General features: G+C 60.4%; 19 protein-coding genes and 1 riboswitch. Of the genes, 9 read left to right on the plus strand and 10 right to left on the minus strand.

From position 1 onward, the window contains the following. The first annotated feature begins 185 nt into the window (after window positions 1-185). From WA367_RS08180 to thrS, 3 genes are all read left to right on the plus strand, one after another. Window positions 186-632 (plus strand): iron-sulfur cluster assembly scaffold protein, encoded by a 447-nt coding sequence (locus tag WA367_RS08180; protein ID WP_336056298.1) that lies wholly within the window; start codon window positions 186-188, stop codon window positions 630-632. A 5-nt stretch (window positions 633-637) separates the two neighbouring features. Further along, window positions 638-901, plus strand: a complete 264-nt coding sequence (gene yidD, locus WA367_RS08185; protein ID WP_336056299.1) for a membrane protein insertion efficiency factor YidD — start codon at window positions 638-640, stop codon at window positions 899-901. 245 nt (window positions 902-1146) lie between these two features. Continuing rightward, window positions 1147-3120 carry a threonine--tRNA ligase gene (gene thrS, locus WA367_RS08190; protein WP_336056300.1) on the plus strand — a complete coding sequence of 658 codons (1974 nt, stop codon included), beginning with the start codon at window positions 1147-1149 and terminating at the stop codon, window positions 3118-3120. Window positions 3121-3186: 66 nt separating this feature from the next. Here the strand turns inward: thrS and WA367_RS08195 are convergent, their stop codons facing one another. Further along, entirely contained in the window at window positions 3187-4095 is a 909-nt protein-coding gene (locus WA367_RS08195) for a hypothetical protein (RefSeq protein ID WP_336057071.1), read from the minus strand. Between the two features lie 179 nt (window positions 4096-4274). Between WA367_RS08195 and WA367_RS08200 the strand changes: the two genes are divergently transcribed. Together WA367_RS08200 and WA367_RS08205 are read left to right on the plus strand one after the other, a co-directional pair. Then, window positions 4275-4835 (plus strand): nitroreductase family protein, encoded by a 561-nt coding sequence (locus WA367_RS08200; RefSeq protein ID WP_442935564.1) that lies wholly within the window; start codon window positions 4275-4277, stop codon window positions 4833-4835. Then, entirely contained in the window at window positions 4835-5452 is a 618-nt protein-coding gene (locus tag WA367_RS08205) for a flavin reductase family protein (protein WP_336056302.1), read from the plus strand. The genes WA367_RS08200 and WA367_RS08205 overlap by 1 nt, the downstream gene beginning before the upstream one ends. 6 nt (window positions 5453-5458) lie before the next feature. Here the strand turns inward: WA367_RS08205 and WA367_RS08210 are convergent, their stop codons facing one another. Together WA367_RS08210 and WA367_RS08215 are read right to left on the minus strand one after the other, a co-directional pair. Beyond that, a complete protein-coding gene (locus tag WA367_RS08210) occupies window positions 5459-6337 on the minus strand; it encodes an HpcH/HpaI aldolase/citrate lyase family protein (protein ID WP_336056303.1) in 879 nt (292 codons plus the stop codon). A gap of 15 nt (window positions 6338-6352) precedes the next feature. Then, window positions 6353-6922, minus strand: a complete 570-nt coding sequence (locus WA367_RS08215) for a MaoC family dehydratase (protein WP_336056304.1) — start codon at window positions 6920-6922, stop codon at window positions 6353-6355. 19 nt (window positions 6923-6941) lie between these two features. Here WA367_RS08215 and WA367_RS08220 point away from each other — a divergent pair, with 19 nt between their 5' ends. Continuing rightward, complete coding sequence (locus WA367_RS08220; RefSeq protein WP_336056305.1) at window positions 6942-8075, plus strand: DUF2336 domain-containing protein; 1134 nt, start codon at window positions 6942-6944, stop codon at window positions 8073-8075. A gap of 52 nt (window positions 8076-8127) precedes the next feature. Here the strand turns inward: WA367_RS08220 and parE are convergent, their stop codons facing one another. The 5 genes from parE to WA367_RS08245 form a co-directional block, all read right to left on the minus strand. Continuing rightward, the gene (gene parE / locus WA367_RS08225) at window positions 8128-10209 is read right to left on the minus strand and encodes a DNA topoisomerase IV subunit B (RefSeq protein ID WP_336056306.1); all 2082 of its coding nucleotides are present in this window, start codon (window positions 10207-10209) and stop codon (window positions 8128-8130) included. 271 nt (window positions 10210-10480) lie between these two features. Beyond that, a complete protein-coding gene (gene gcvP, locus WA367_RS08230; RefSeq protein WP_336057072.1) occupies window positions 10481-13273 on the minus strand; it encodes an aminomethyl-transferring glycine dehydrogenase in 2793 nt (930 codons plus the stop codon). A gap of 14 nt (window positions 13274-13287) precedes the next feature. Next, window positions 13288-13656: a glycine cleavage system protein GcvH gene (gene gcvH / locus WA367_RS08235; protein WP_036480880.1), complete on the minus strand. Its 369-nt coding sequence runs from the start codon at window positions 13654-13656 to the stop codon at window positions 13288-13290. Window positions 13657-13662: 6 nt separating this feature from the next. After that, complete coding sequence (gene gcvT, locus WA367_RS08240; RefSeq protein WP_336056307.1) at window positions 13663-14766, minus strand: glycine cleavage system aminomethyltransferase GcvT; 1104 nt, start codon at window positions 14764-14766, stop codon at window positions 13663-13665. 140 nt (window positions 14767-14906) lie between these two features. Further along, window positions 14907-14994, minus strand: a riboswitch (glycine riboswitch). 101 nt (window positions 14995-15095) lie between these two features. After that, window positions 15096-15578 (minus strand): YaiI/YqxD family protein, encoded by a 483-nt coding sequence (locus tag WA367_RS08245; protein ID WP_336056308.1) that lies wholly within the window; start codon window positions 15576-15578, stop codon window positions 15096-15098. Between the two features lie 142 nt (window positions 15579-15720). Here WA367_RS08245 and WA367_RS08250 point away from each other — a divergent pair, with 142 nt between their 5' ends. The 3 genes from WA367_RS08250 to dnaE all read left to right on the plus strand — a co-directional run bounded on the left by WA367_RS08250 (window position 15721) and on the right by dnaE (window position 22221). Continuing rightward, a complete protein-coding gene (locus WA367_RS08250; RefSeq protein WP_336056309.1) occupies window positions 15721-17730 on the plus strand; it encodes an acetyl/propionyl/methylcrotonyl-CoA carboxylase subunit alpha in 2010 nt (669 codons plus the stop codon). After that, entirely contained in the window at window positions 17727-18404 is a 678-nt protein-coding gene (locus tag WA367_RS08255; RefSeq protein ID WP_336056310.1) for an HAD-IA family hydrolase, read from the plus strand. The genes WA367_RS08250 and WA367_RS08255 overlap by 4 nt, the downstream gene beginning before the upstream one ends. Window positions 18405-18678: 274 nt before the next feature. Next, complete coding sequence (gene dnaE, locus WA367_RS08260; RefSeq protein ID WP_336056311.1) at window positions 18679-22221, plus strand: DNA polymerase III subunit alpha; 3543 nt, start codon at window positions 18679-18681, stop codon at window positions 22219-22221. A gap of 7 nt (window positions 22222-22228) precedes the next feature. Here dnaE and WA367_RS08265 read toward each other — a convergent pair whose 3' ends face one another. After that, entirely contained in the window at window positions 22229-22855 is a 627-nt protein-coding gene (locus WA367_RS08265; protein WP_336056312.1) for a hypothetical protein, read from the minus strand. A gap of 69 nt (window positions 22856-22924) precedes the next feature. Then, on the minus strand, window positions 22925-24232 hold the full coding sequence (locus tag WA367_RS08270; protein ID WP_336056313.1) for a DNA polymerase IV: 1308 nt from the start codon (window positions 24230-24232) through the stop codon (window positions 22925-22927). Between the last annotated feature and the right edge of the window lie 39 nt (window positions 24233-24271).

Below are 24271 nucleotides of genomic sequence, written 5' to 3' on the forward strand. Positions count from 1 at the left end.
CATCCTTTCACGGGCGCGGACGAACTCTTTGCGTCAGTCCCGAAAGCGGCATGCGGCCCGGTGGAGCATGGCCTTCGCCTCCTTGCCCTCAACCGGTAGCCGTACTTATATAACGGCTCAGGCGCTTTTGTTAAAGGTGCAGGGGCGGATGCGTGTTGCCCCAGCAGGCCCGGGACCGGAAAATCATGATCGACGACGTGTATAACGCGAAAATTCTGGCCTTTGCGGGCAATATCGGGCGCGTCGGGCGCCTGGAAAACCCTGATGCTACCGCAAAGGCGCACTCGAAACTGTGCGGTTCAACGGTTCTTGTGGATCTCTGCGTTGAAGACGACGTGGTCACGGATTTCGCGCATGAAGTGCGGGCATGCGCGCTTGGGCAGGCTTCCTCTTCCATCATGGCCGAAAACGTGGTGGGAGCATCAACCGCGGAGCTGAAAGAGCTCCGCCGGATCATGCAACGGATGCTGAAAGAAAATGGCACGCCGCCAGAAGGGCGTTTTGCGGATCTGAAATATCTGGAGCCGGTGCGTGACTACAAGGCGCGTCATGCTTCCACGCTTCTGACCTTCGATGCGGTTGTCGATTGCATTGAGCAGATCGAGAAGGCGAGAGCCGGGCAGGCGGCCTGAGTGCCATGACCAAAACCTATTCCCGCAACTGGCAGGGGCCATGGCGCAAGACGCCCGGGCGGGTGCTTGGTGTCGGCTTCGTGCGCCTCTACCAGCTTACCCTTTCAGGCTTCATTGGAAACACCTGTCGTCACCTGCCAACCTGTTCCGAATACGCCTATGAAGCGATTGCACGCCACGGCCTCATGCGCGGCGGATGGCTATCGCTCCGCCGCGTCGCAAGATGCGGTCCGGGGGGCACGAGCGGGATAGATCGGGTGCCGGAGTGAAGAGCGAATAGGGAATAGGGAATAGGGAATAGGGAATAGGGAATTGCCGTATCCTCCGGTGACGGCATGTCCGGCAGGAGCGACCATTCACCATTCACCATTCACCATTCCCCATTCCCCATTCACTTTTCTCTATTCGCTTCTCATCCCCTTTACCCCCGGCACCACAGCCGCTAAACCGCCTTCCGCACCATACACTTCATCACCACCCGCGCTCGTTGGCGGGACTGGATAGGAGAAACCTCATGGCTGATGCCATTTCCATTACCTTCCCCGATGGTTCGAGCCGCGAAGTCGACGCCGGAATGTCCGGTGGCGAGCTTGCCGCGTCCATCTCCAAGTCGCTCTCAAAGAAGGCAGTCGCCTACGCATTGGATGGCGACGTGCGCGATCTGGCTGACCCGATCGGCCGGGCAGGTGCGGTCGAGATCATCACGCGCGAAGATCCACGTGCGCTTGAACTGATCCGTCATGACTGCGCCCATGTGCTCGCCGAGGCCGTACAGGAACTTTGGCCGGACACGCAGGTGACAATCGGACCGGTCATCGAAAACGGCTTCTATTACGACTTCGCCCGCGACACGCCCTTCACGCCCGACGACTTCCCGAAAATCGAAAAGAAGATGGCGGAGATCATCGCGCGCAACAAGCCTTTCACCAAGGAAGTCTGGGCGCGCGACAAGGCCAAGAAGGTTTTCGAGGAGAAGGGCGAGGCCTACAAGGTCGAACTTATCGACGCCATTCCGGAAGACCAGGATGTGAAGATCTATGCGCAGGGCGACTGGTTCGACCTCTGCCGAGGTCCGCACATGGTTTCCACCGGCCAGATAGGCAAGGCCTTCAAGCTCATGAAGGTCGCCGGTGCCTATTGGCGCGGTGATTCCAACAATCCCATGCTGACACGCATCTATGGCACCGCCTGGCAGACGCAGGAGCAGCTTGACCAGTATATGCACATGCTGGAAGAGGCCGAGAAGCGTGACCATCGTCGCCTTGGGCGCGAGATGGACCTGTTCCATTTCCAGGAGGAAGGGCCGGGCGTTGTTTTCTGGCACTCCAAGGGCTGGCGCATGTTCCAGAATCTCGTCGGCTATATGCGCCGCAGGCTGGAAGGCGAGTATGAAGAGGTCAACGCACCGCAGGTTCTTGACAACTCGCTCTGGCAGACCTCCGGTCACTGGGGCTGGTACAAGGAGAACATGTTCGCGGTTACCTGCGCTGATGAAGAGGCAGAGGACAAGCGCACCTTCGCGCTGAAGCCGATGAACTGCCCGGGTCACGTGCAGATCTTCAAGCATGGCTTGAAGTCTTACCGCGATCTGCCTATTCGCTTTGCCGAATTTGGTGCCGTACATCGCTACGAGCCTTCCGGCGCTTTGCATGGTCTGATGCGCGTTCGCGGCTTCACGCAGGACGACGCACATATCTTCTGCACCGAAGACCAGCTGGCCGAGGAATGCCTGAAGATCAACGATCTGATTCTCTCCACTTATGCCGATTTCGGCTTCGAGGAGATCACGGTCTATTTCTCCACGCGTCCTGAAAAGCGCGTCGGCGATGATGCGCTGTGGGATCATGCCGAAGAGATCATGTCGGGCGTTCTGGAGCAGATTGCCGAGCGTTCGGGCGGTCGCATCAAGACGGCGATCAATCCCGGCGACGGCGCGTTTTACGGGCCGAAATTCGACTATGTGCTCAAGGACGCCATCGGCCGACAGTGGCAGTGCGGCACGACGCAGATCGACTTCAATCTGCCTGAACGCTTCGGCGCGTTCTATATCGACAAGGATTCGGAGAAGAAGCAGCCCGTCATGGTCCACCGCGCCATCTGCGGATCCATGGAACGCTTCCTCGGCATCCTGATCGAGAACTACGCCGGCCATTTCCCGCTCTGGTTCGCGCCGCTGCAGGTGGTCGTGGCAACCATCACCTCGGAAGCTGACGAGTATGCGATCGAGGTTGCAAACAAGCTGAAGCGGGCAGGGCTTCTTGCAGAGACCGATCTTCGCAACGAGAAGATCAACTACAAGGTCCGCGAGCACAGCATGGCCAAGGTCCCGGTGATCCTGGTTTGCGGCAAGCGCGAGGCCGAGGAGGGCACGGTCAATATCCGTCGTCTCGGTTCCCGCGATCAGGCTTCAATGACGCTGGACGAAGCGCTGGCGAAACTTAGCGAGGAGGCAACGCCTCCGGATCTGGTTCGCCGCAAGGCTTCATGATGACAAGAAAAAAAAGGCCGGTGCAGACTGCATCGGCCTTTTTCTTTGCGTTGATTGCAGGAAAAATCAGTCGGTGAAGCCGCCGGGTGTCTCGACAAGGTCTTCGGGCAGAAGCTCCACATCCCGATTGCGGCCGGGGATCACCGTGAAATCCTTCTGATAGATGCGGTCGCGGTTCTTGGCCACAACGGTATATTCGCCCTCCGACAGAACCATGCTCGCATAGGCTCCGACCATCTCGCGCACGATCTCACCGGATTCGGTCAGGATAGACCAGGCCGTGTCTGCGATGGCCTCACCGCCGGATTCGCGTACGAGTTTCATGGTGAGCTGGGCTGCGCGATGCTCCACGGTCGCCTCGGTCAGTTCACCGGCTGCAACGCGGATATCGGAGCGGATGACGGCATTGACCGAGCCATAGGTCGATTCGACATGGTAGGTGCCGGAATTGAGCCGCACCACCGAACCCGGCTTGATATCCGGCACGATGAGCGGGCGCTCGCCCGTGGCATCCGGGTCTTTTTCGTAGATCGCAAAGCGCAGACGGTTGGCAGGTATGCGCCCGCCATCGGCAAGCACAGCGTCAAGCTTCAACCCGCCTGCATCAAGCACGAAGACCTCGCGCTTGTCCTCAGAACCGACCGTAATGCGTTTGGTGGCCCCGGCACGCCCATAGGCGGCGTGAACGAGATAGCTTCCGGGAGGCAGGTCGAATATCTCCGTGCCACCTTCGGCTGTTGCCACCAAGGGCAATTTTCCATCGGGTCCAGGGACGGGTGAAAAGACCCGCCAGACGAGCCCCTTGGGGATCTCCTCGCCATCCTCGGTCAACTGGGCGGAAAGCATGACCGATCCACTGGCCCCGATTGCAAGCGAAGCCGGATTGTCGGGCGCTGCATATTCCGTAATTCCCGGCACTTCCAGATCAAGTTCGGGTGTTTCCGCGTCTTGCGCATTCGCGCCGACAAGACCCATGGTGAGGGCAATGATAACGCAAAGACTGCGCAGAACGATGTGGAAGTAGCTCATGCCTTGCGTTGAAGCTTAATCAGGTGGCATTTTCAAGGCTTCTCTTTGCCGTTAAACCTCCGGCACATCAAAGCTTCCACACAATGGAGACCCACGCGTTGAACAAGGCTGTTCTCGACTTCCTCATGAGCCGTCGCTCCGCTCCTATCCCTGAACTGGGCGGCCCTGAACCAACGCCTGAAGAACTCGACACGATGTTGAAGGCAGCAAGCCGCGTGCCTGATCACGGCAAGCTCAACCCATGGCGCTTCATTCTCTATCGCGGCGACATGCGCCACAAGGTCGGCGAGATGCTTGCGGTTCTGGCCGAGGAGCGGGAAGGGGAATTGTCGCCCGCACGCCGCGAGCAGGAGCTGACGCGCTTTTCGCGCGCGCCTTTGGTGATCGGCGTCGTATGTGCCGTGGAAGACCACGTGAAGATCCCCGAATGGGAACAGTTTCTTTCAGCAGGCATGGCTGCCTATAATCTGATGCTGGCTGCCAATGCGCTTGGCTTCGGCACCAACATGATCACGAACTGGTACTCCGACATTCCCGAGGGCAAGGAGCTTCTGGGTGTTGCGCCGCATGAAAAGGTGGTTGGCTTCATTCATCTTGGCCGTCACGAGGGCAATGTGCCCGACCGTGTGCGCCCCGATCACAATGAGCTGGTGCGCGATTATTCCGGCCCGTGGGTGGAAGCCTGATGTTTTACGAACCGAAGGCGGGTCACGGCCTGCCGCATGACCCTTTCAAGGCGCTGGTCGCGCCGCGGCCCATCGGCTGGATTTCCACGCGGCGAAAGGATGGCACGGCCAATCTCGCGCCTTACTCCTTCTTCAATGCCATCTCCACCAATCCGCATCTGGTGCTCTTCTCGTCTGAAGGAGTGAAGGACAGCTGCGCGATTGCTGCTGAGACCGGTGAGTTCGTCGTCAATATCGTCAGCCGGAAGCTCGCCGAACAGATGAACCTGTCGGCCATAGATGCGCCCGAAGGTGTGAACGAGTTCGAGGTGGCGGGGCTCACGGAGGCCGACTGCCATCACATCTCCGCCCCGCGCGTTGCCGAGGCTCCAGCCGCGCTGGAGTGCAAGGTGGTGGACGTGCTGCAGCCCAAGGGGCTTGATGGAGCGCATGCCGGCGTGACCGTCGTCATGGGCGAAGTCGTCGGTATCCATATGGACGACGCGATGCTCGTTGACGGGATGTTCGATGTCACGAAGGCGCAGACGCTCGCCCGTCTCGGATACATGGACTACACGGCCGTAACCCAGACCTTCGCCATGCGCCGCCCGCGCTGGAGCGAGCGTGGCGAGGGCTGAACGCCTCTAGAGCGCGCCTGCGGCCCGGGCGCGCGCCAGCACGCGTTCGGCGCGCACGATGTGAGGGCGGTCGATCATTTCGCCGTCGAGCGCAATCACCCCTGCATCACCTTGGGCCGATACGGCGTTGAGCAAACGCTGAGCCTTTTCAATGGCTTCGGGCGAGGGGGTGAAAACCTCGTTGATGATCGGCACTTGCGCGGGATGGATCGCCATCCGTGCGGTAAAGCCGTCGCGTTCGCCTTCAATGCAGTCGCGACGGAAACCTTCCTCATCGCGGAAATTCGGATAGACCGTGTCCACCGCAGCAACACCGATCGCACTGGCAGACAGGATCGTGACCGTGCGCGCATGTTGGAAGACCGGTGTATAGTTTCCTGCCTCGTCGCGGGTCGCCCTTGCACCGATTGCAGCCGACAGGTCTTCGGCTCCCCATGTCAGCCCGACGAGCCGCTCCCTGACATTGTGATAACTGCCGGCATTGAGGACCGCACGCGGCGTTTCGGTGATGATGGGCAGGATGGTCGTCGAACCATCTTCCAGACCATTCTCCGCCTCGCTCACGCGCAACATCGCCGCCAGCCGCGCCACATCTTCTCCGCCCTCGGCCTTGGGAAGCATGATGCCGACCGGTCCCGCGCCCATCACCGCATCAAGATCCGCCTGCGTTAGCTCCGTGTCCAGCGCGTTGACACGGACGTGAAGCGCAGGGTTGTCCTGGCCCGCATGTTCACGAAGGAAAGCGGCAGTGATCTCGCGCGCCGCCGGCTTGTTTGCCGCCGAAACGGAATCCTCAAGGTCCAGGATCAGCACATCGGCGCCACTCGTGAGCGCCTTTTCCATCTTGCGCTCGGAATCACCAGGAACGAAGAGCAATGAACGCATGATTTGTCTCCCCGCTCAGGCTGGCTTCTTCAATATCATGGCCTGGCGCACGCAGCGCGCTACCAGAACATTGTCCTGATTGTAGGCGCGGTGTTCAAATTCGACGATTCCGCGGTCAGGTTTCGATTTCGATTCGCGCACGCTCTTGATCTCGGTCTCCACGCGGATCGTGTCACCATGGAAAACCGGGTGAGGGAAAACCGTCTCTGTCATTCCCAGATTGCCGATCGTGGTACCAAGCGTGGTGTCATGCACCGAGATGCCTATCATCAGTCCAAGCGTGAAGAGCGAGTTGACCAGCGGCTTGCCCCATTCCGACTTCTCCGCAAAATCGAAATCTATATGCAGTGGCTGCGGGTTAAGCGTCATGACGGAGAACATCATGTTGTCGCTTTCCGTCACGCTTTTGCGCAGCGTATGCTTGATCACCATGCCCGGTTCGAATTCGTCCAGGTAAAGACCTGCCATCGCGCTATCCTCCCATTGGCGAAATTGGGTGAATTGATAAGCATCGGCAGAAAGCTTCGCAACAGCGCACTTATGGTAAACCATTCGTATAGAAATGGCTGCTACCGTGAACATCATTGGCGGGAGTTGATGTCGCGTGGTTGTTATCCAGCACTTTCTGAAATGGCTCGAAACGGCAAAGACGCAGGAGCGTGCAGACGCCGCTGCAGCACTCGCGCGAGCCTTCGTACAGCGCGAACTGAAATTCGACGACCGTCTGGCAGCCGAGGCTGCCCTGACGCTTCTTCTCGATGATCGTTCGACAAAGGTCCGCCTGGCACTGGCTGAAACGCTTTCCCTCAGTGTACGTGCACCAACGCACATCATCGCGGCACTCGCCGCCGACCAAGTGGAAGTTGCAGCACCGGTGCTCGCCCGATCGCCGCTTCTCTCGGACGCGGAACTCATCGACCGCGTCGCCCTTGGCTGTGCAAGAGTGCAGACGCTGACCGCCTCGCGACCGAAGCTCTCCCGCTCGCTCAGCGCTTCAGTGGCGGAAGTGGGAAGTGTTGAAGCCTGTACCGCACTTGCCGGCAATGAAGGCGCTGAAATCGCACCATTCAGTTTTCGCCGCATGATCGAGCGCTTTGGCGCGATCGGCCCGCTTCGTGAAGCCTTGTCCCGCAACCCGAATCTTCCCGCCGACTGCCGCCACCTCCTTGTCGAGGCCACGGGCAACGCGCTTTCGGCACTGCCGCTCGTAAAGGCTCTGATGGGTGAGGAGCGCGCCAGTCTGATCGCAAGGGACGCGTGCACCCGGGCTTCCGTCACGTTGATCGAGAGTGTCGCCGACGAGGAGCACGAAGCACTTGTCGAGCATCTACGTCTGCGTGGCGAACTGACCAGTGGATTTCTGGTGCGGATCGTCGCTCACGGAAAAGTCGATTTCTTCCGCGTGGCACTTGCGGCCATCACCGGTCAGGATGTGGACCGCGTGACTGCGCTTCTGGCACGCGGACGACATTCGGCCGTTGCCGCGCTTTTCAAGCGCGCCGGACTGAGCGCCATCACTCATGCGCCACTGCTCATCGCTCTCGACATCTGGCGTGAGGTTGCGCGCGGAAACCGCATGGCCGGTCCGCAGGAGGTCTCATGGTCGATGCTGCAGGCAGTAGATTCAGCTCAAGGCAGCGATGAAGCCGAGAAACTGACGCGTCTTCTTCGCCAGATCCATCTCGAACAGCTACGGCGCAATGCGCGTCTTCAGGCGCTGGAGCTTGCCGCCGCTTGAAGCAGGTTGCGCGAAGGAAGGGCAGGAATGCTCACTTCCCGCCCGGAGCCACCTAGATGTCGAGCTCTTCGACGAACTCCGCACGTTCCTGAATGAAGCGAAAACGGGCCTCGGGCTTGGTGCCCATAAGGGAGTCGACCGCTTCGCGCGTGGCTTCATGCCCTTCGGCTATCTCCACCTTCAGCAGGTTGCGCAGTTCGGGATCCATCGTGGTCTCTTTGAGCTGCTTGGGAAGCATTTCACCCAGACCCTTGAAGCGACCGATATCGATCTTCCCGCGTCCCGTGAATTCCGTTCGCAGAAGCTCTTCCTTGTGGGCGTCATCACGCGCATACATGGTCTTGCCGCCCTGGCTGATACGATAGAGCGGTGGCACGGCAAGATAGAGGTGCCCGCCTTCGATGAGCTGCGGCATTTCCTGATAGAAGAAGGTGATGAGCAGCGAGGCGATATGCGCGCCGTCGACATCGGCATCGGTCATGATGATGATGCGCTCATAGCGCAGATCGTCTTCACGATATTTGTTGCGGGTGCCGCAGCCTAGCGCCTGGATCAGGTCTGCAATAAGCTGGTTGGAGGCAAGTTTGCCCGAGGCTGCACTCGCAACATTCAGGATCTTTCCGCGCAATGGCAAAACAGCCTGGTTCTTGCGGTTGCGCGCCTGCTTGGCCGAGCCGCCAGCCGAGTCACCCTCGACGATGAACAGTTCTGCACCTGCTGCCTGGTTGGAGGAACAATCGGCAAGCTTGCCCGGCAAGCGCAGCTTGCGCACGGCGGTCTTGCGGTTGACCTCACGCTCCTGACGGCGCTTCAGACGCTCGTCGGCACGAGCCATGACCCAGTCCAAAAGCTTTGAAGCTTCCTGCGGGTTTTCTGCCAGCCAATGATCAAAAGGATCGCGGATCGCGTTCTCGACGATACGCGTGGCAGCAGCGGTTGCGAGCTTGTCCTTTGTCTGGCCGACAAATTCAGGCTCACGCACAAAGACGGACAACATGCCGGCTGCCGAAATCATCACGTCGTCTGAGGTGATGATGGAGGCGCGCTTGTTGCCGGTCAGTTCCGCATATTGGCGAAGGCCGCGCAAAAGCGCGTTGCGGAAGCCGCTTTCATGCGTTCCGCCTTCTGGTGTCGGCACGGTATTACAGTAGGAATTGAGCGCAGCGTCGCCGCCATACCATGTGATCGCCCATTCGACCGCACCATGCCCGCCGCGCTTCTCGCTGCGTCCGGCGAAGATCTCCTTGGTGACCTGATATTCGCCCTTCACCGAAGCTTCCAGAAAGTCCTTCAACCCGCCGGGGAAGTGGAAGACGGCCTTTTCCGGCGTCTCGTCCTTCTCGCCGATAAGGGCGGGATCACAGACCCAGCGGATTTCGACACCGCCGAAGAGGTAGGCCTTCGAACGCGCCATCTTGTAGAGGCGTGCAGGCTCGAATTTCGCACCCTTGCCGAATATCTGCTCATCCGGCTTGAAGCGCACTTTGGTGCCGCGGCGGTTGTGAACGTCGCCAAGCTTCTCGAGCCCGCCCTGCGGCAGGCCGCGCGAGAATGTCTGGCGGTAAAGCTGGCGGTTGCGCGCGACCTCGACTTCCAGAAGCTCGGACAGCGCGTTGACCACGGAGACACCCACACCATGCAGGCCACCGGAGGTCTCATAGACCTTGGAGTCGAACTTGCCGCCCGCATGCAGCGTGGTCATGATGACTTCCAGCGCGGACTTGTCCTTGAATTTGGGATGCGGATCGACAGGAATGCCGCGGCCATTATCAGTGACGGAGAGATAGCCGTCTGCGCCCAGCTCCACCTCGATGAATGTGGCATGTCCGGCAACGGCCTCGTCCATCGAGTTGTCGATGACTTCGGCAAAAAGATGGTGCAGCGCCTTGTCGTCGGTGCCGCCGATATACATGCCCGGGCGACGGCGAACCGGTTCGAGACCTTCCAGGACCTCGATGTCGGCCGCGCTGTAGTCGCCACCGTCACGCGGCTGTGCGGGGGCAGGCTTCGCTTTTGCTGGTGATGAAGGCGCGGCTGGTGCCGGAGCGGAGGAAGCAGGCGCAGGCTCGGGCTGGCGCACGCGCTCGGGCGTCGTCTGGCTCAGTCCGGCAAACAGATCGTTATTGTCATCCATGGCGCTAATTCTGCTCTCATCCCCGCGAATCACTTCCCCACTTTGCCATGGTTTCCAAGGCAAGGCGAAGTCTGTTCCGGTTGTGTTCAGTGCTTGTGCATAAGTGGCGTCAAGCCGCTTTAGCGCGGTTCTTCAAGACGAAGTCTTATACAGCATGACCTGGATGAATAGGGAATAAGAGCCTGTCATTCAATGCGGCGCACTGCTGCAGCCGTGGAAAACAGGGCTTTCGGTGCCGCAGTGTGCTTCTGCGGCACCGATATTTGCGGCGTCAGCTCGCCATTGCCTCGACCGGCGGGCAGGCGCAGACGAGATTGCGGTCGCCCGCTACATTGTCGACGCGCGAAACCGGCGGCCAATATTTGGACGCAGGCTCCATGGAGCCGCTCGGGAAGGCGGCTTCCTTGCGGCTATAGGGATGCGTCCACTCGTCGGCAACCAGAATGTCTGCCGTGTGTGGGGCATTGACCAGCGGGTTGTCGTCCTTCGGCAGGTCACCGCTTTCGATGCGTGCGGCTTCTTTCGCGATGGAGATCATTGCGTCACAGAAGCGGTCAAGCTCGGCCTTTGGCTCGGATTCCGTCGGCTCCACCATCAGCGTTCCGGCAACCGGCCAGGACATCGTTGGCGCGTGGAATCCGTAATCGATCAGACGTTTTGCGATATCTTCCACACTAACGCCTGCACGATCCTTCCAGACACGCGTGTCGAGAATGCATTCATGCGCCACGCGGTCGTTGCGGCCCTTGTAGAGCACCGGATAATGCTCCTTGAGGCGGTGTGCGATATAGTTGGCGTTGAGGATTGCCATTTCGGTCGCGCGCTTGAGCCCGTCGCCGCCCATCATGCGGATATACATCCAGGTAATGGGCAGGATCGAGGCGCTGCCGAAGGGCGCTGCCGAAACCGCGTCACTCGTGCCAAGCGCCACATGACCCGGCACATAGGGCTTCAGATGCGCCTTCACGCCGATCGGACCCACACCCGGACCACCACCGCCATGCGGGATGCAGAAGGTCTTGTGCAGGTTCATGTGGCAGACATCCGCACCCAGATCGCCCGGGCGCGAGAGGCCGACCATGGCATTGAGATTGGCGCCGTCGAGATAGACCTGTCCGCCGTTCTCGTGAACCACTGCACACATGTCACGCACACCTTCCTCGAACACGCCATGCGTGGAAGGATAGGTGATCATCAGGGCTGCCAGACGCTCGGCGTGCTGCTCTGCCTTCGCCTTCAGGTCGTCGAAATCGATATTGCCGTCATCGTCGCAGCGCACCGCAACCACCCGCATGCCAACCATGGAGGCCGAAGCCGGATTGGTGCCGTGGGCGGAGGTCGGGATCAGGCAGACATCGCGCTCGCCCTGACCCTGCGCCTGATGATAGTGGCGAATGGCCAGAAGGCCGGCATATTCACCCTGGCTTCCGGCATTGGGCTGGAGCGAACAGGCATCGAAACCGGTGATCTCCGAAAGCCACTTGTCGAGATCATCGATCATGCGGCGATAGCCAACGCTGTGCTTTTCCGGAGCGAAGGGGTGGAGATTGGCCACCTCGTTCCAGCTCACCGGCGCCATTTCGGCGGCAGCATTCAGCTTCATTGTGCATGAGCCGAGCGGGATCATGGCACGGTCGAGAGCCAGATCCTTGTCCGCCAGCTTGCGCAGATAGCGCATCATCTCCGTTTCGGAGCGGTGCGCGTGGAAGTCTGGCTGGGTGAGGAAGCTGTCGCTACGCGGTGCGGCTGGTGCCGCAGCTTTTGCCTCGGCAGGTGCCTTGATGCCAAAAAGCGAGGCGAGGGCGGTGAGGTCTTCTTCCGTGGAAGCCTCGTCGAAGCAGATCGCAACGCGGTCGGCGTCGATCACACGGATCAGACGGCCATCGGCTTCGGCCTTTTCCGCCAGCTCCTTCGCCTTGCCCTTGATGGTTAGCGTGACCGTGTCGAAAACCACGTCACCGGCAATCTCGATGCCCGCCTGCTTCGCACCTTCAAGAAGACGCGAGGCGAAGGCGTTGACGCGCGCAGCGATGGACTTAAGGCCTTCAGGGCCATGCCAGATAGCATAGGCGGCTGCCATGTTTGCCAGAAGCGCCTGGGCGGTGCAGATATTGGAGGTCGCCTTGTCGCGGCGGATATGCTGCTCGCGTGTTTGAAGTGCCAGACGGTAACCCGGGCGGCCATGCGCATCCTTCGACTGGCCGACGAGGCGGCCTGGCATCAGGCGCGTCAGCTTGTCGGCAACGGCACAATAGGCGGCATGGGGCCCGCCAAAGCCCATCGGCACGCCGAAGCGCTGCATGGAGCCAACGGCAATGTCCGCACCCAGTTCAGCCGGTGTCTTCGACAGGAGAAGCCCCAGAGGATCGGCCACAAAGATGACAATGGTTCCAGCCTCACGCGCCTTGGCGATTGCCCCGGAATGATCGTGATAGACACCCAGCGTATCCGCCCATGGCACGATCAGCGCGCAGGTATTGTCGTCGGCTTCGCCTTCGATGATCTCCATGCCCAGTGGCTCAGCACGGGTTTCCACCACGTCCCGCGTCTGCGGGTGAAGCTGGCCTGCCAGAACCACGCGGTTGCGGCTGGAGCGGTGATGACGCCAGGCGATGCCGACAGCTTCGGCGACGGCCGTGCCTTCATCGAGAAGCGAGGCGGAAGCGACCGGCAGGCCGGTCAGTTCCGTCACCAGCGTCTGGAAATGGAAAAGCATCTCCAGACGGCCCTGGCTGATCTCCGACTGGTAAGGCGTATAGGCCGTGTACCAGGCGGGGTTTTCAAACATGTTGCGCTGGATGACCGGCGGAACCTTTACGCCGTGATAGCCCGCACCAATGAAGCTCTTGAGAACGCGGTTCTCGCTCATGATCGCGCCAAGCTCGGCAAGCGCTTCGGCTTCACCCACTGCGGGCGGGAGGTCGAGCGCGCGGTCGAGCCGGATCTTTTTCGGCACGGCCTGCGTGATCAGCGTTTCAAGGGAAGGCACGCCCAGCGCTGCGAGCATGGCCTTGGTTTCATCAGCGCGCGGGCCGATATGGCGGGCGGCAAAATTCGCGGTCATCTCAGCCATGTTCCTTAAGCGATATGGGCCTTGTAGGCCTCTTCGTCCATCAGACCCTCAAGCTGCGAGGTATCGGACAATTTCATCTTCCACAGCCAGCCTTCACCGGTGGGAGCCGAATTGACGAGCGCGGGATCGCTCTCGACGGCATTGTTGACTTCGGTCACTTCGCCATCAGCCGGTGCATAGACATCCGAAGCAGCCTTCACGGACTCGACAACGACGCAGGTGTCACCCTTGGAAAGCGCCTTGCCCGTCTCGGGAAGCTCGACAAAAACCAGATCGCCAAGCTGCTCCTGGGCATAGTCGGTAATGCCGATCGTCGCGGTCTCACCTTCGACCTTGAGCCATTCGTGATCTTCAGTGAAATAGGTCTTGCTCATCAGTCCTTATCCTTTGCGATAGCGATGTGGTGAGAAAATGGGAGAGACGATCTCCATGGGAATACGATTGCCGCGAACCTCGGCGAAAACCTTGTTGCCGATTTCGGCAAGCGGCTTTGCGACATAACCCATCGACACCGGATGGCCTACAGATGGTCCGAAGCCACCGGACGTCACGCGTCCGATGGAATTGCCGTCTTCATCCATCAGCGGCGCGCCCGAGCGGACGGGCTGGCGGCTTTCCGGCTTCAGGCCAACGCGCTTTTCCTTCGCGCCCTCTGCGCGGATGCGGCGGAATGCTTCCGCGCCGACGAAGTTTCCATCTTCGCGCACGCTTTTCGGGATCGCCCAGAGAAGAGCCGCGCTGACCGGATCGGTGTTCTCGTCGAGATCCTGCCCGTGCAGGCACAGACCGGCCTCAAGGCGCAGGCTGTCGCGCGCGGCAAGGCCGATCCACATGGCACGCTCGTCAGCCAGAATGGAGGAGACGAAACGCTGGGCCTCATCCGCCGGTAGCGCGATCTCGAAACCGTCTTCACCGGTATAACCGGAGCGTGCGGCAAACCAGTTCTCACGCGGCTCGACGGCGGTCATAAAGGTGAGGTCGGAGAGGTCAAGCCCCGCATTGACCAGTACATCCTCGGCAGCCGGACCCTGCAGCGCAAGCAGGACGCGCTCGACCTTCTCGAATGTGACATCGAAGTCCTTGGCAATGGACTTGAACTGCGCCTCGTCCTTCTGCGCATTGCCCGCATTGGCAACGATATAGAAGCGATCCGTGCCAAGGCGGGTGACGATCAGATCGTCGATAATGCCTGCCTGGTCGTTGAGAAGCAGCGTATATTTCGACTGGCCTGTCTCGAGCGCAGCGGCGTCAAGCGGGCAGGCGCGGTTGAGGAAATCGACGGCACCTGCGCCCTTCACCTCGAATATGCGCATATGGGAAATGTCGAACAGGCCCGCTTCGTCACGCGTGTGCTGATGTTCCTTCATCACGCCGGCGGGATAGGTGAGCGGCATGCGCCAGCCGGCAAAAGCGCCGAAACGCGCGCCGGCTTCCTCGTGAACCGCTTCCAGCGGCAAATGAATCAGGGATTTCTGGTCACTCATGGTTCCCTCAAAGCTGCACGCAGCCGCGACGGCGGCTGTTCGTGCCCCTCTGTCGGAAGCCTGAGAGACTCGCGGAAGTTCCAGAAGAACCCGCTTACACCTTCGGCGCGGGAGCAATGTCCCGACTTTCCAGAGTGTCCGTCCCGTTTACGGTTCATTTGCCTGAGAGATTTCGGGCGATTTCCCCTTCGGCGGCAGCAAGTCGCTGCTCTCTCCCGCAAACGGTATGGGCTTCAAGGCCCAGGACAGGCCGGAAACTAGCGGAGGAGCGCACAATTGTCACGCCGCTTTATCAGGCGATGGTGCGGAAACTTTATGCAATACCCAGTTTAGTTTTGCAGTTTGCTGGCAAGGCGAACGGTGCGGTCGAGTGCCTGAAGGAATTGCGAGCGGTCGCGGGAGGTGAAGCCCGGATTGTAGCCCTTGATTGCCCCGCTCTCGCGCAGATCCTGTTTCAGATCGCGCATGGCAACCGCCATGCCGATGGTCTCCGGCGTGAACGGCCTGCCGGTGGGGCCCAGAACATGCAGGCCCTTTTCCACCAGGCGGGCAGCGAGCGGAACATCTGCCGTGATGGCGATATCGTTCGCCTTGGCCTCATCCACGATCCAGTCATCTGCCGCATCGGGCGTGCCGGGCACGACCACATGGCGCACGAGCGGATCGCGGGAAGGGCGCAGGCCGCCATTGGAGACGAACACCGCCAGCAAGTCATGCCGCTCGCCAACCTTCACCACTTCGGCCTTTACGGGGCAGGCATCGGCATCCACATAAATTGTCGGCTTGCCGCTCGCTGCGGATTGGTTGGTCAAAGGCCAGTCTCCTTCATGGATCGCCTCGTTTGCTATGCTCGGCAAAGCCGGTACGCATGAAAAAGGTATGACGCGGACGATTCGGAAATGTATTTCTACATTCAAGGAGCAGCGTCATAAACTGCGGGGGAGAATATCCTAGATGTTCAAGAAGGTACTGGTCGCCAATCGCGGTGAGATCGCCTGCCGGGTCATCAAGTCGGCGCGCAAGATGGGCATAGCCACGGTTGCGGTTCACTCGGAAGCCGATGCCGATGCGGTGCATGTGGAAATGGCTGACGAGGCTGTGGCCATCGGTCCGGCGCCTGCGAACCAGTCTTATCTCGTCGCCGACAAGATCATAGAGGCCTGCAGGAAGACTGGGGCCGAGGCGGTGCATCCGGGCTATGGATTCCTTTCCGAAAACGCTTCCTTCTGCGAGCGGCTGGAAAAGGAGGGCATCACCTTCATCGGGCCGAAGCCCAAGGCCATACAGGCCATGGGCGACAAGATTACCTCGAAAAAGCTTGCCGCGGAGGCAGGCGTTTCGACCGTCCCCGGCTTCATGGGCCTGATCGATGATGCCGATCATGCCGTGAAGATCGCCGCTGAAATTGGTTTCCCCGTCATGATCAAGGCTTCCGCGGGTGGCGGCGGCAAGGGTATGCGCATTGCCTGGAACGAGGCGGAAGCGCGCGAAGGTTTCGAACGCTCGAAGTCCGAGGCCGCATCCTCATTCGGCGATGACCGCATCTTCATCGAGAAGTTCGTGGAAGAGCCGCGCCATATCGAAATCCAGGTGCTGGCCGACGCCCACGGCAACTGTATCTATCTTGGCGAACGCGAATGTTCGATCCAGCGTCGCAACCAGAAGGTCGTCGAGGAAGCGCCTTCGCCCTTTCTTGACGAGGAAACACGTAAGGCCATGGGCGAGCAGGCCGTGGCGCTGGCAAAGGCGGTCGATTATCAGAGCGCGGGCACGGTCGAGTTCATCGTCGACCGCAACCGCAATTTCTACTTCCTCGAAATGAACACCCGCCTTCAGGTGGAGCATCCGGTGACGGAACTCGTCACCGGTGTGGATCTGGTCGAGCAGATGATCAAGGTTGCCGCGGGCCAGAAGCTGGAGCTCGCGCAGAATGACGTGAAGCTCAACGGCTGGGCGATCGAAAGCCGCATCTATGCCGAAGACCCGGTGCGAAATTTCCTGCCATCCATAGGCCGCCTGACCCGCTACCGTCCGCCGGAAGAGGGGCGCGAAGGCGACATCGTCATCCGCAACGACACCGGGGTGGCCGAGGGCTCGGAAATCTCGATGTTCTACGATCCCATGATCGCCAAGTTGTGCAGTTGGGCGCCCGATCGCCTGACTGCAATTGACGCCATGTCCGAAGCGCTCGACCGTTTCGTGATCGATGGCATCGAGCACAATATCCCATTCCTTGCCGCACTCATGCGTCATGAACGCTGGCGCGAAGGACGGCTGACGACAGGCTTCATCGCGGAGGAGTATCCGGACGGCTTCTCGATCCCCGCACCCGATGGCGAGCAGGCACAGGTGCTTGCTGCGGTTGCTCTGGCAATGGAGCTTCTGCGCCGCGACCGCCTTGACCGGCTGCCCGGCCGTTTGCGCCCGCATAGCGGCGACTTTCGCCGTGAATGGGTGGTAAAGCTTGATGAGGATTATCTGCCGGTGACGATTACCGACGGCATGATTTCCGTTCCAACCGAGCTTGATCTTGAGGTTTCAGGCAAGAAGTTCACCGTTACCTCGAATTGGCGCCCCGGTGATGCCGTGTGGATCGGAAAGCTGAACGAGCGTGAAGTGGCAGTCCAGTTGCGCCCCGTTCTCAATGGTCATGCCTTGTCATGGCAGGGCATCCGAGCCGAAGCGCGTGTATTCACACCGCGCACTGCAGAGCTCGACCGCCTCATGCCGGTCAAGCAGGCACCCGACACATCGAATATGCTGCTTTGCCCGATGCCGGGGCTTGTGGTCACGATCAATGTGAGAGAGGAGCAGGAGGTGAAAGCGGGCGAGACGCTGGCCATCGTGGAAGCGATGAAGATGGAAAACGTGCTACGCGCCGAGCGTGACTGCAAGGTGACGAAGATCAACGCAAAGCCCGGCGACAGTCTCGCTGTCGATGCAGTGATCATGGAGTTTGAATGAGCGCTCAAAGCGGCGAGGGTGCGGTCCTTTTCGATCTCGATGGGACGCTGACCAATCCATTCACCGGCATCACCAATTGTATAGCTTATGCGCTGGAGCGGATGGGCGAAGCCGTCCCTGATCCAGCGACGCTCGATTGGTGCATAGGTCCGCCGCTATGGGACAGTTTTCGCGTACTCCTGTCCAATCCGGACGAGGGCAGGGTGAACGATGCTGTCGCGATCTACCGCGAGCGCTATGGCGAAGTCGGCAAATTCGAAAATGAACTGATCGAGGGGGTGCCGGAAGCCCTGGAAGCGATTGCCGGAGAGCAGGATCTGCCCTTCTTCGTGGCCACCTCGAAGCTGGAGCGCTACTCAGAGCATATCATCGACCATTTCGACCTGCGCCGCTTCTTCCGCACCGTCCATGGATCGCAGCATGACGGGACCAACGCGCACAAGCCGGAACTTCTGGCGCATATTCTGAAGACGGAAAACCTTTCGGCCTCGCAGACCGTCATGATCGGTGACCGCAAACACGACATCATCGGGGCAAAAGCCAACAACGTTCGCTCCATCGGCGTTCTGTGGGGCTTTGGCGCTCGTGAGGAACTGGAAGAGGCAGGAGCCGACATTATCGTCGAGAAGTCGGCTCAATTGCCGTCAGCCGTCGATGCCCTGCTGGCAGCTTGAGCCCGGCAGTTCGAAACTCTCCGCGTCGTCTGGGGTAAGTTCAGGCAAATATATCGCTGATATATTAAATCGGCGCAGCATCGACGTTAAGTCATTGTTAATGTTTATGTCTGCGAGAGCGGGCGACGTATATTGATCGCCTTCACGCTTCCGGCCGTGTGATAGTTCCCGTTGCATAAGCGGTGGGCAAATACCGCCGCGCCTTTATCCCAAACCTGCATTCGCGCATAATCCGCACGAACGAATCCGGAAATTGAAGTGGTGGCAAGACAGCATGGCCAGTGACAGGCAATCGCGCGACCCCATCCGTGCGGCGGCAGAGGCTGCCCGCAAACAGGCGGAGTGGGAAGCGTCGCGGCCCGAGCGGCCTTTCATCCATCTGCGCGTGCATTCCGCCTTCTCGCTTCTTGAAGGGGCACTGCCGACCGGCAAGGTGATCGGCCACGCGGTCAAGGACGAAGCCCCGGCGATTGCAATCACGGATACGAACAACCTGTTCGGTGCGCTGGAATTTGCGCAGAAGGCCACGAAGGAAGGCATCCAGCCCATCATCGGCTGCCAGCTCGATTTTGCCTTCAATGATGCGCTGTCGGAAATCCGCCGAGGCAACCGCCACAAGCAGGTGGAGCAGTATGAGCCTCTGGTTCTGCTCGCAGCCACGGAGGAGGGATATTCCAACCTCGTGAGGCTCGTCAGCCGCGCCTATCTGGACAATGAGCCCGGTGCCGCCACCCATATCAGCAAGGCATGGGTTGAGGCGCATAATACGGGCATTATCTGCCTGTCGGGTGGACCGCGCGGCCCTATCGGAGTGGCCTTGCGCGAGGACAAGCCGGATATTGCGGAAGAGCGCCTTCTGTTCCTGAAAAAGGTTTTCGGCGACCGGCTCTATGTCGAGCTTGAACGGCTCGAGAACTATGACCGCGCCATTGAGGCGGCCACGATCAAGCTTGCCTACCGGCATGAACTGCCGCTGGTCGCCACCAATGAGGCCTTCTTCCCCAAGCGCGAGGATTTCGAGGCGCATGATGCGCTGATCGCCATCGCCGAGGGCGCTGTCATCGCGATGGATGATCGTCGCCGACTCACGCCCGACAACTTCCTGAAAAGCCAGAAGGAAATGGGCGAGATCTTCGCTGATCTTCCCGAAGCCATCGACAACACCGTCGAGATCGCGCTGCGCTGCTCCTACTACCCGAAGAACCGTGCGCCGATCCTGCCGCGCTTTGCAGGTGCCAATATCGATGACCCGGAAGCCGCCGAGAAGGCGGAGGCCGAGGAGCTTCGCCGTCAGGCCCATGAGGGTCTTGAGCGCAGGATCGAGGCGCAGGGGCTGGCAGAAGGCCATACGCGCGAGGAATATGTCGAGCGGCTGGACTACGAGCTCGGCATCATCGAACGGATGAAGTTCCCCGGCTACTTCCTTATCGTTTCGGACTTCATCAAATGGGCCAAGGCCCATGACATTCCGGTGGGGCCGGGCCGTGGTTCGGGTGCGGGCTCGCTGGTCGCCTACGCGCTGACCATTACCGATGTGGACCCGCTACGCTTCTCGCTGCTCTTCGAACGCTTCCTCAATCCCGACCGCGTGTCGATGCCGGACTTTGATATCGACTTCTGCCAGGACCGCCGCGAGGAGGTGATCCGTTATGTGCAGCAGAAATATGGGCGCGAGCAGGTCGGCCAGATCATAACTTTCGGAACGCTTCAGGCGCGCGCGGTGCTGCGTGACGTGGGCCGCGTGTTGCAGATGCCTTACGGGCAGGTGGACCGCCTGTGCAAGATGGTGCCATCAAACCCGGCCAATCCCACGCCGCTGCCCAAGGCGATCGAGGACGAGCCACGCTTTGCCGAGGAAGTGGAGAAGGAGCCGATTGTCGGCCAGCTTCTGGATATCGCGCAGAAGCTTGAAGGACTTTACCGCCACGCCTCCACCCACGCCGCCGGTATCGTGATCGGTGACCGCCCGCTCTATGAACTGGTGCCGATGTATCGCGACCCGCGCTCGGACATGCCGGTCACCCAGTTCAACATGAAGAAGGTCGAGGATGCCGGCCTCGTCAAGTTCGACTTTCTGGGCCTGAAAACGCTGACCGTTCTTGAGACGGCGGTGAAGCTCATCCGCCGCCGCGGCATTGAGATCGATCTGTCGAAGATCCCGCTCGACGATCCCAAGACCTATGAGATGCTTTCGCGCGGTGAGACTGTCGGCGTGTTCCAGGTGGAATCGGTCGGCATGCGCAAGGCGCTGATCGGCATGAAGCCCGACCGCATCGAGGACATCATCGCGCTGGTGGCGCTTTATCGTCCCGGTCCAATGGAGAACATTCCGACCTACAATGCGCGCAAGCATGGCGAAGAGGAAATCGCCTCGATCCATCCCAAGATCGACCACCTGGTGAAGGAGACGCAGGGCGTTATCGTCTACCAGGAGCAGGTGATGCAGATCGCGCAGGAGCTGGCCGGCTACACGCTCGGACAAGCTGACCTGCTTCGCCGCGCCATGGGCAAGAAGATCCGCGCGGAAATGGAAAAGCAGCGCGGCATCTTCGTGAAGGGCGCCACCGAACGCGGCGTCACCAAGCAGCAGGCCGATTTCATCTTCGATCTTCTGGCCAAATTTGCAGACTACGGTTTCAACAAGTCGCACGCGGCGGCCTATGCGATTGTTTCCTACCAGACGGCCTATCTGAAGGCGCATTATCCGGTCGAGTTCCTCGCCGCATCCATGACCTATGACATGGCCAATAGCGACAAGCTGAACGACTTCCGCCGCGATGCGATGCGGCTTGGCATCGAGGTGGTGTTGCCGTCGGTGCAGACTTCCTACCGCGCTTTCGAGGTGGGCGAGAACAGGATCTATTACGCTCTGGCCGCCATCAAGGGCGTGGGCGATGCGGCTGTCGAGCACATCGTGGAAAAACGCGAAGAAAAGCCCTTCGAGAGCCTAGAGGACTTCTGCGCGCGCGTGGACCCGAAGATCGTCGGCAAACGTGTCTTCGAATGTCTTATCCAGGCCGGTGCATTCGACTGTTTCGGTCATGACCGCGCGGCACTCTTTGCTGGTGTCGACCGGTTGATGGGCATGGCCCAGCGCGCCGCACAGGATGCGGCAATGGGGCAGGGCGACATTTTTGGTTCCGCCGCGCTGGAGCCGCAAAAACTGCATCTGCCCCAGACCGCTCCGTGGCTTCCTGCAGAAAAGTTGCACCGCGAATTCCAGATGGTGGGCTGCTATCTCTCCGCGCATCCGCTCGACCAATATGCCGATGTGCTGGAAAAGATGCGCGTGCAGAACTGGGCGGAGTTTCAGCTTGCTGTGAAGAAGGGGGCATCCGCCGGCCGCCTTGCCGGCACGGTGAACACCTATCAGGAGCGCAAGACGCGCACCGGCAACAAGATGGGGATCGTCCAGCTCTCCGATGCGACGGGGCAGTTCGAGGCGGTCATGTTCTCCGAAACCGTTCACGCTTTCCGCGAGCTTCTCCAGCCCGGCAAATCGGTCGTCATCATGGTGGGCGCGGAAAACCGGCCCGAAGGCGTATCGCTGCGCGTGCAGGGCGTTCAATCGCTGGAGGAAGAGGCCAGCCGCATGCAGAAGGCACTGCGCATCTATGTGCGCAATGACGAGCCGCTGCCCGCGATAGCACCCCATCTTAACCAGCGCGGCGAGACGCAGGTGAGCCTCATCGTTATCAAGCCCGATGGTGCTGGCGAGATCGAGGTGGGCCTGCCCGAACGCTACCGCGTCTCACCCCAAATGGCAGCGGCCATGCGGGCAGTGGACGGGGTGGTCGAGGTCGAGCTGGTCCAGTAGCGGCGTTTCAGAAGCTGCGGCTCTTGCAGGGCGTCGTGCTCAAGGCGCTTGCCTCGTCTGTGGCAGCGGCCTTGACGGCGTCAGGCACTGCACCCGCATAGGCTACCAGCGAAACGACACCCTGGCCGTCTGGAAGCTCCGTCTCGATACAGGCGCTCACACCGTCCGCCTTCGCACTGTTCGCGTTGTTGCCAAGCTCGATCCGCTCATAGCACAGGCCGAAGAAATTGACGGGGCGTCGATTGCAGGCGGCCCATGGCTTGCCGCCGCCAATTTCGGCTCCATTCGCCCAGGTCTTGATATTCAGCGCGAAGCCCTTGGTCTTCGCATGGCGGCTGACAATGGAGGCACTTCGATGGTGTTTCAGCCCGCAGGCCGCTTCGCCATCGCCGAGCGTTACGGCTTCTGCCTTTCGTGCAAGCTCCGGCCCGATGAAAGGAGCAAAGGCCAGAAAATCCTGCGCCCGCTCCTGCACAGTGCCGCCGGAGACCGTGCAGAGGGTCGTCAGATGGAAATCATCTGCCAGCTTCAGCGTGCTGTAGCCGAAATGCGGCGACTGACGTGTCTGATAGCCTTCCGCGAATGCCGCTGTCGATACGGCGAGCACCATCGCCGCTGCAAGTAAAACTCTCATTTGCCCAACCCTCCGGACCCCAATGGTGGCAGGTTAGGCAGGGCGGGCTCGAATGGCAACCGCGGGTTGCTACTGCGGCTCGCTCTTCTCCGCCGGTTTGCGGCGCTTGCCAAAGGTATAGCCCGTCTCCAGCGCCTCGCGCCCGAACTTCGCCCTCAGCGCATCCATTGCACCTTCGGCGAGCGCACGCTTGTGGGAGAGCGTGTCAACGAGATCCGGCGGGTCGGCGCGCGAGGCGTCGGTTAGGTCGGCCACCCCGATCCCGATCAGGCGGAAGCGCGTCCCGTCCGCCTCGCGCTTGAGGAGTTCGAGCCCCGTATTAAAGATGCGGTCAGCCAACCGGGTTGGGTCGGAAAGCTGGCGGTTGCGGGTGCGCAGGCGAAAATCACCGGTCTTGAGCTTCAGGACGATGGTGCGCCCGGCAATCTCCTTCGCCTTCAGGCGCTCTGAAACCCGTTCCGACAGTCCGCGCAGAACGGGGACGAGTTCGTCCAACGCCGCGATATCGTGATTGAAGGTGGTTTCGGATGATACGCTTTTCGCTTCGCCGCGCGGGCTGACGCCGCGGTCATCCTCGCCACGCGCCAGATGATATAGCCTGCTTCCCATGCTGCCATAGCGGCGCAGCAAATCGTTCTTTTCCATCGACTGAAGCTGGCCGATGGTTCTGATGCCGTCGCTCTCAAGCGTGGCTGCGAAAGCCTTTCCCACACCCCAGATGGTCGTGACCGGCTTTTCCGCGAGGAACGCCACCGCTTCCTCTCGGCCGATGACGGAAAACCCGCGTGGCTTCTCCAGATCCGAGGCGACCTTGGCGAGGAACTTGCAATAGGAGAGGCCCACCGAAACGGTGATGCCGACTTCGCTTTGCACCTGTGCGGCAAATCGCGCCAGAACGACCGCCGGTGGCGCATGATGCAGTTTTTCCGTGCCTGACAGATCGAGAAAGGCCTCGTCGATCGAAAGCGGCTCCACCAGCGGCGTGAGGTCTTCCATCATCTGCCGAATCTGGCGGCCGACAGCGGCGTATTTCTCCATATTTGGCTTGATGACGATTGCTTCCGGACAGGCTTCCAGCGCCTTGAACATCGGCATGGCCGAGCGCACGCCATGGATGCGAGCGATATAGCACGCCGTGGCAACCACACCGCGTTTTCCGCCACCTATGATCACCGGCTTGTTGCGCAGGTCGGGATTGTCGCGCTTCTCCACCGATGCGTAGAATGCATCACAGTCGATATGCGCGATGGACAGCGCATCAAGTTCCTTGTGCCGCAGGATGCGTGGGCTGCCGCAGGCACGGCATCGCCTGTCCTTTCCCGGTTCCAGGGTCAGGCAGTCGCGGCAGATGAGGGCCTTGGGCTGGGGCGAGGTCATGCGTTCAAGCGCCGGAACGAAAATGGAACAGGCAATCTA

The organism is Nitratireductor sp. CH_MIT9313-5, assembly GCF_037029545.1.
Classification (GTDB): domain Bacteria; phylum Pseudomonadota; class Alphaproteobacteria; order Rhizobiales; family Rhizobiaceae; genus Chelativorans.

What these genes read in the sequence shown, in the direction of transcription:
- thrS (WP_336056300.1), top strand. Translation starts at nt 1,147, where the DNA reads ATGGCTGATGCCATTTCCATTACCTTCCCCGATGGTTCGAGCCGCGAA.
- WA367_RS08205 (WP_336056302.1), top strand. Translation starts at nt 4,835, where the DNA reads ATGTTTTACGAACCGAAGGCGGGTCACGGCCTGCCGCATGACCCTTTC.
- WA367_RS08210 (WP_336056303.1), bottom strand. Translation starts at nt 6,337, where the DNA reads ATGCGTTCATTGCTCTTCGTTCCTGGTGATTCCGAGCGCAAGATGGAA.
- WA367_RS08250 (WP_336056309.1), top strand. Translation starts at nt 15,721, where the DNA reads ATGTTCAAGAAGGTACTGGTCGCCAATCGCGGTGAGATCGCCTGCCGG.
- gcvH (WP_036480880.1), bottom strand. Translation starts at nt 13,656, where the DNA reads ATGAGCAAGACCTATTTCACTGAAGATCACGAATGGCTCAAGGTCGAA.
- dnaE (WP_336056311.1), top strand. Translation starts at nt 18,679, where the DNA reads ATGGCCAGTGACAGGCAATCGCGCGACCCCATCCGTGCGGCGGCAGAG.
- WA367_RS08265 (WP_336056312.1), bottom strand. Translation starts at nt 22,855, where the DNA reads ATGAGAGTTTTACTTGCAGCGGCGATGGTGCTCGCCGTATCGACAGCG.
- yidD (WP_336056299.1), top strand. Translation starts at nt 638, where the DNA reads ATGACCAAAACCTATTCCCGCAACTGGCAGGGGCCATGGCGCAAGACG.
- gcvT (WP_336056307.1), bottom strand. Translation starts at nt 14,766, where the DNA reads ATGAGTGACCAGAAATCCCTGATTCATTTGCCGCTGGAAGCGGTTCAC.
- WA367_RS08215 (WP_336056304.1), bottom strand. Translation starts at nt 6,922, where the DNA reads ATGATGTTCACGGTAGCAGCCATTTCTATACGAATGGTTTACCATAAG.
- WA367_RS08255 (WP_336056310.1), top strand. Translation starts at nt 17,727, where the DNA reads ATGAGCGCTCAAAGCGGCGAGGGTGCGGTCCTTTTCGATCTCGATGGG.
- gcvP (WP_336057072.1), bottom strand. Translation starts at nt 13,273, where the DNA reads ATGACCGCGAATTTTGCCGCCCGCCATATCGGCCCGCGCGCTGATGAA.
- parE (WP_336056306.1), bottom strand. Translation starts at nt 10,209, where the DNA reads ATGGATGACAATAACGATCTGTTTGCCGGACTGAGCCAGACGACGCCC.
- WA367_RS08270 (WP_336056313.1), bottom strand. Translation starts at nt 24,232, where the DNA reads ATGACCTCGCCCCAGCCCAAGGCCCTCATCTGCCGCGACTGCCTGACC.
- WA367_RS08180 (WP_336056298.1), top strand. Translation starts at nt 186, where the DNA reads ATGATCGACGACGTGTATAACGCGAAAATTCTGGCCTTTGCGGGCAAT.
- WA367_RS08200 (WP_442935564.1), top strand. Translation starts at nt 4,275, where the DNA reads ATGAGCCGTCGCTCCGCTCCTATCCCTGAACTGGGCGGCCCTGAACCA.
- WA367_RS08195 (WP_336057071.1), bottom strand. Translation starts at nt 4,095, where the DNA reads ATGGGTCTTGTCGGCGCGAATGCGCAAGACGCGGAAACACCCGAACTT.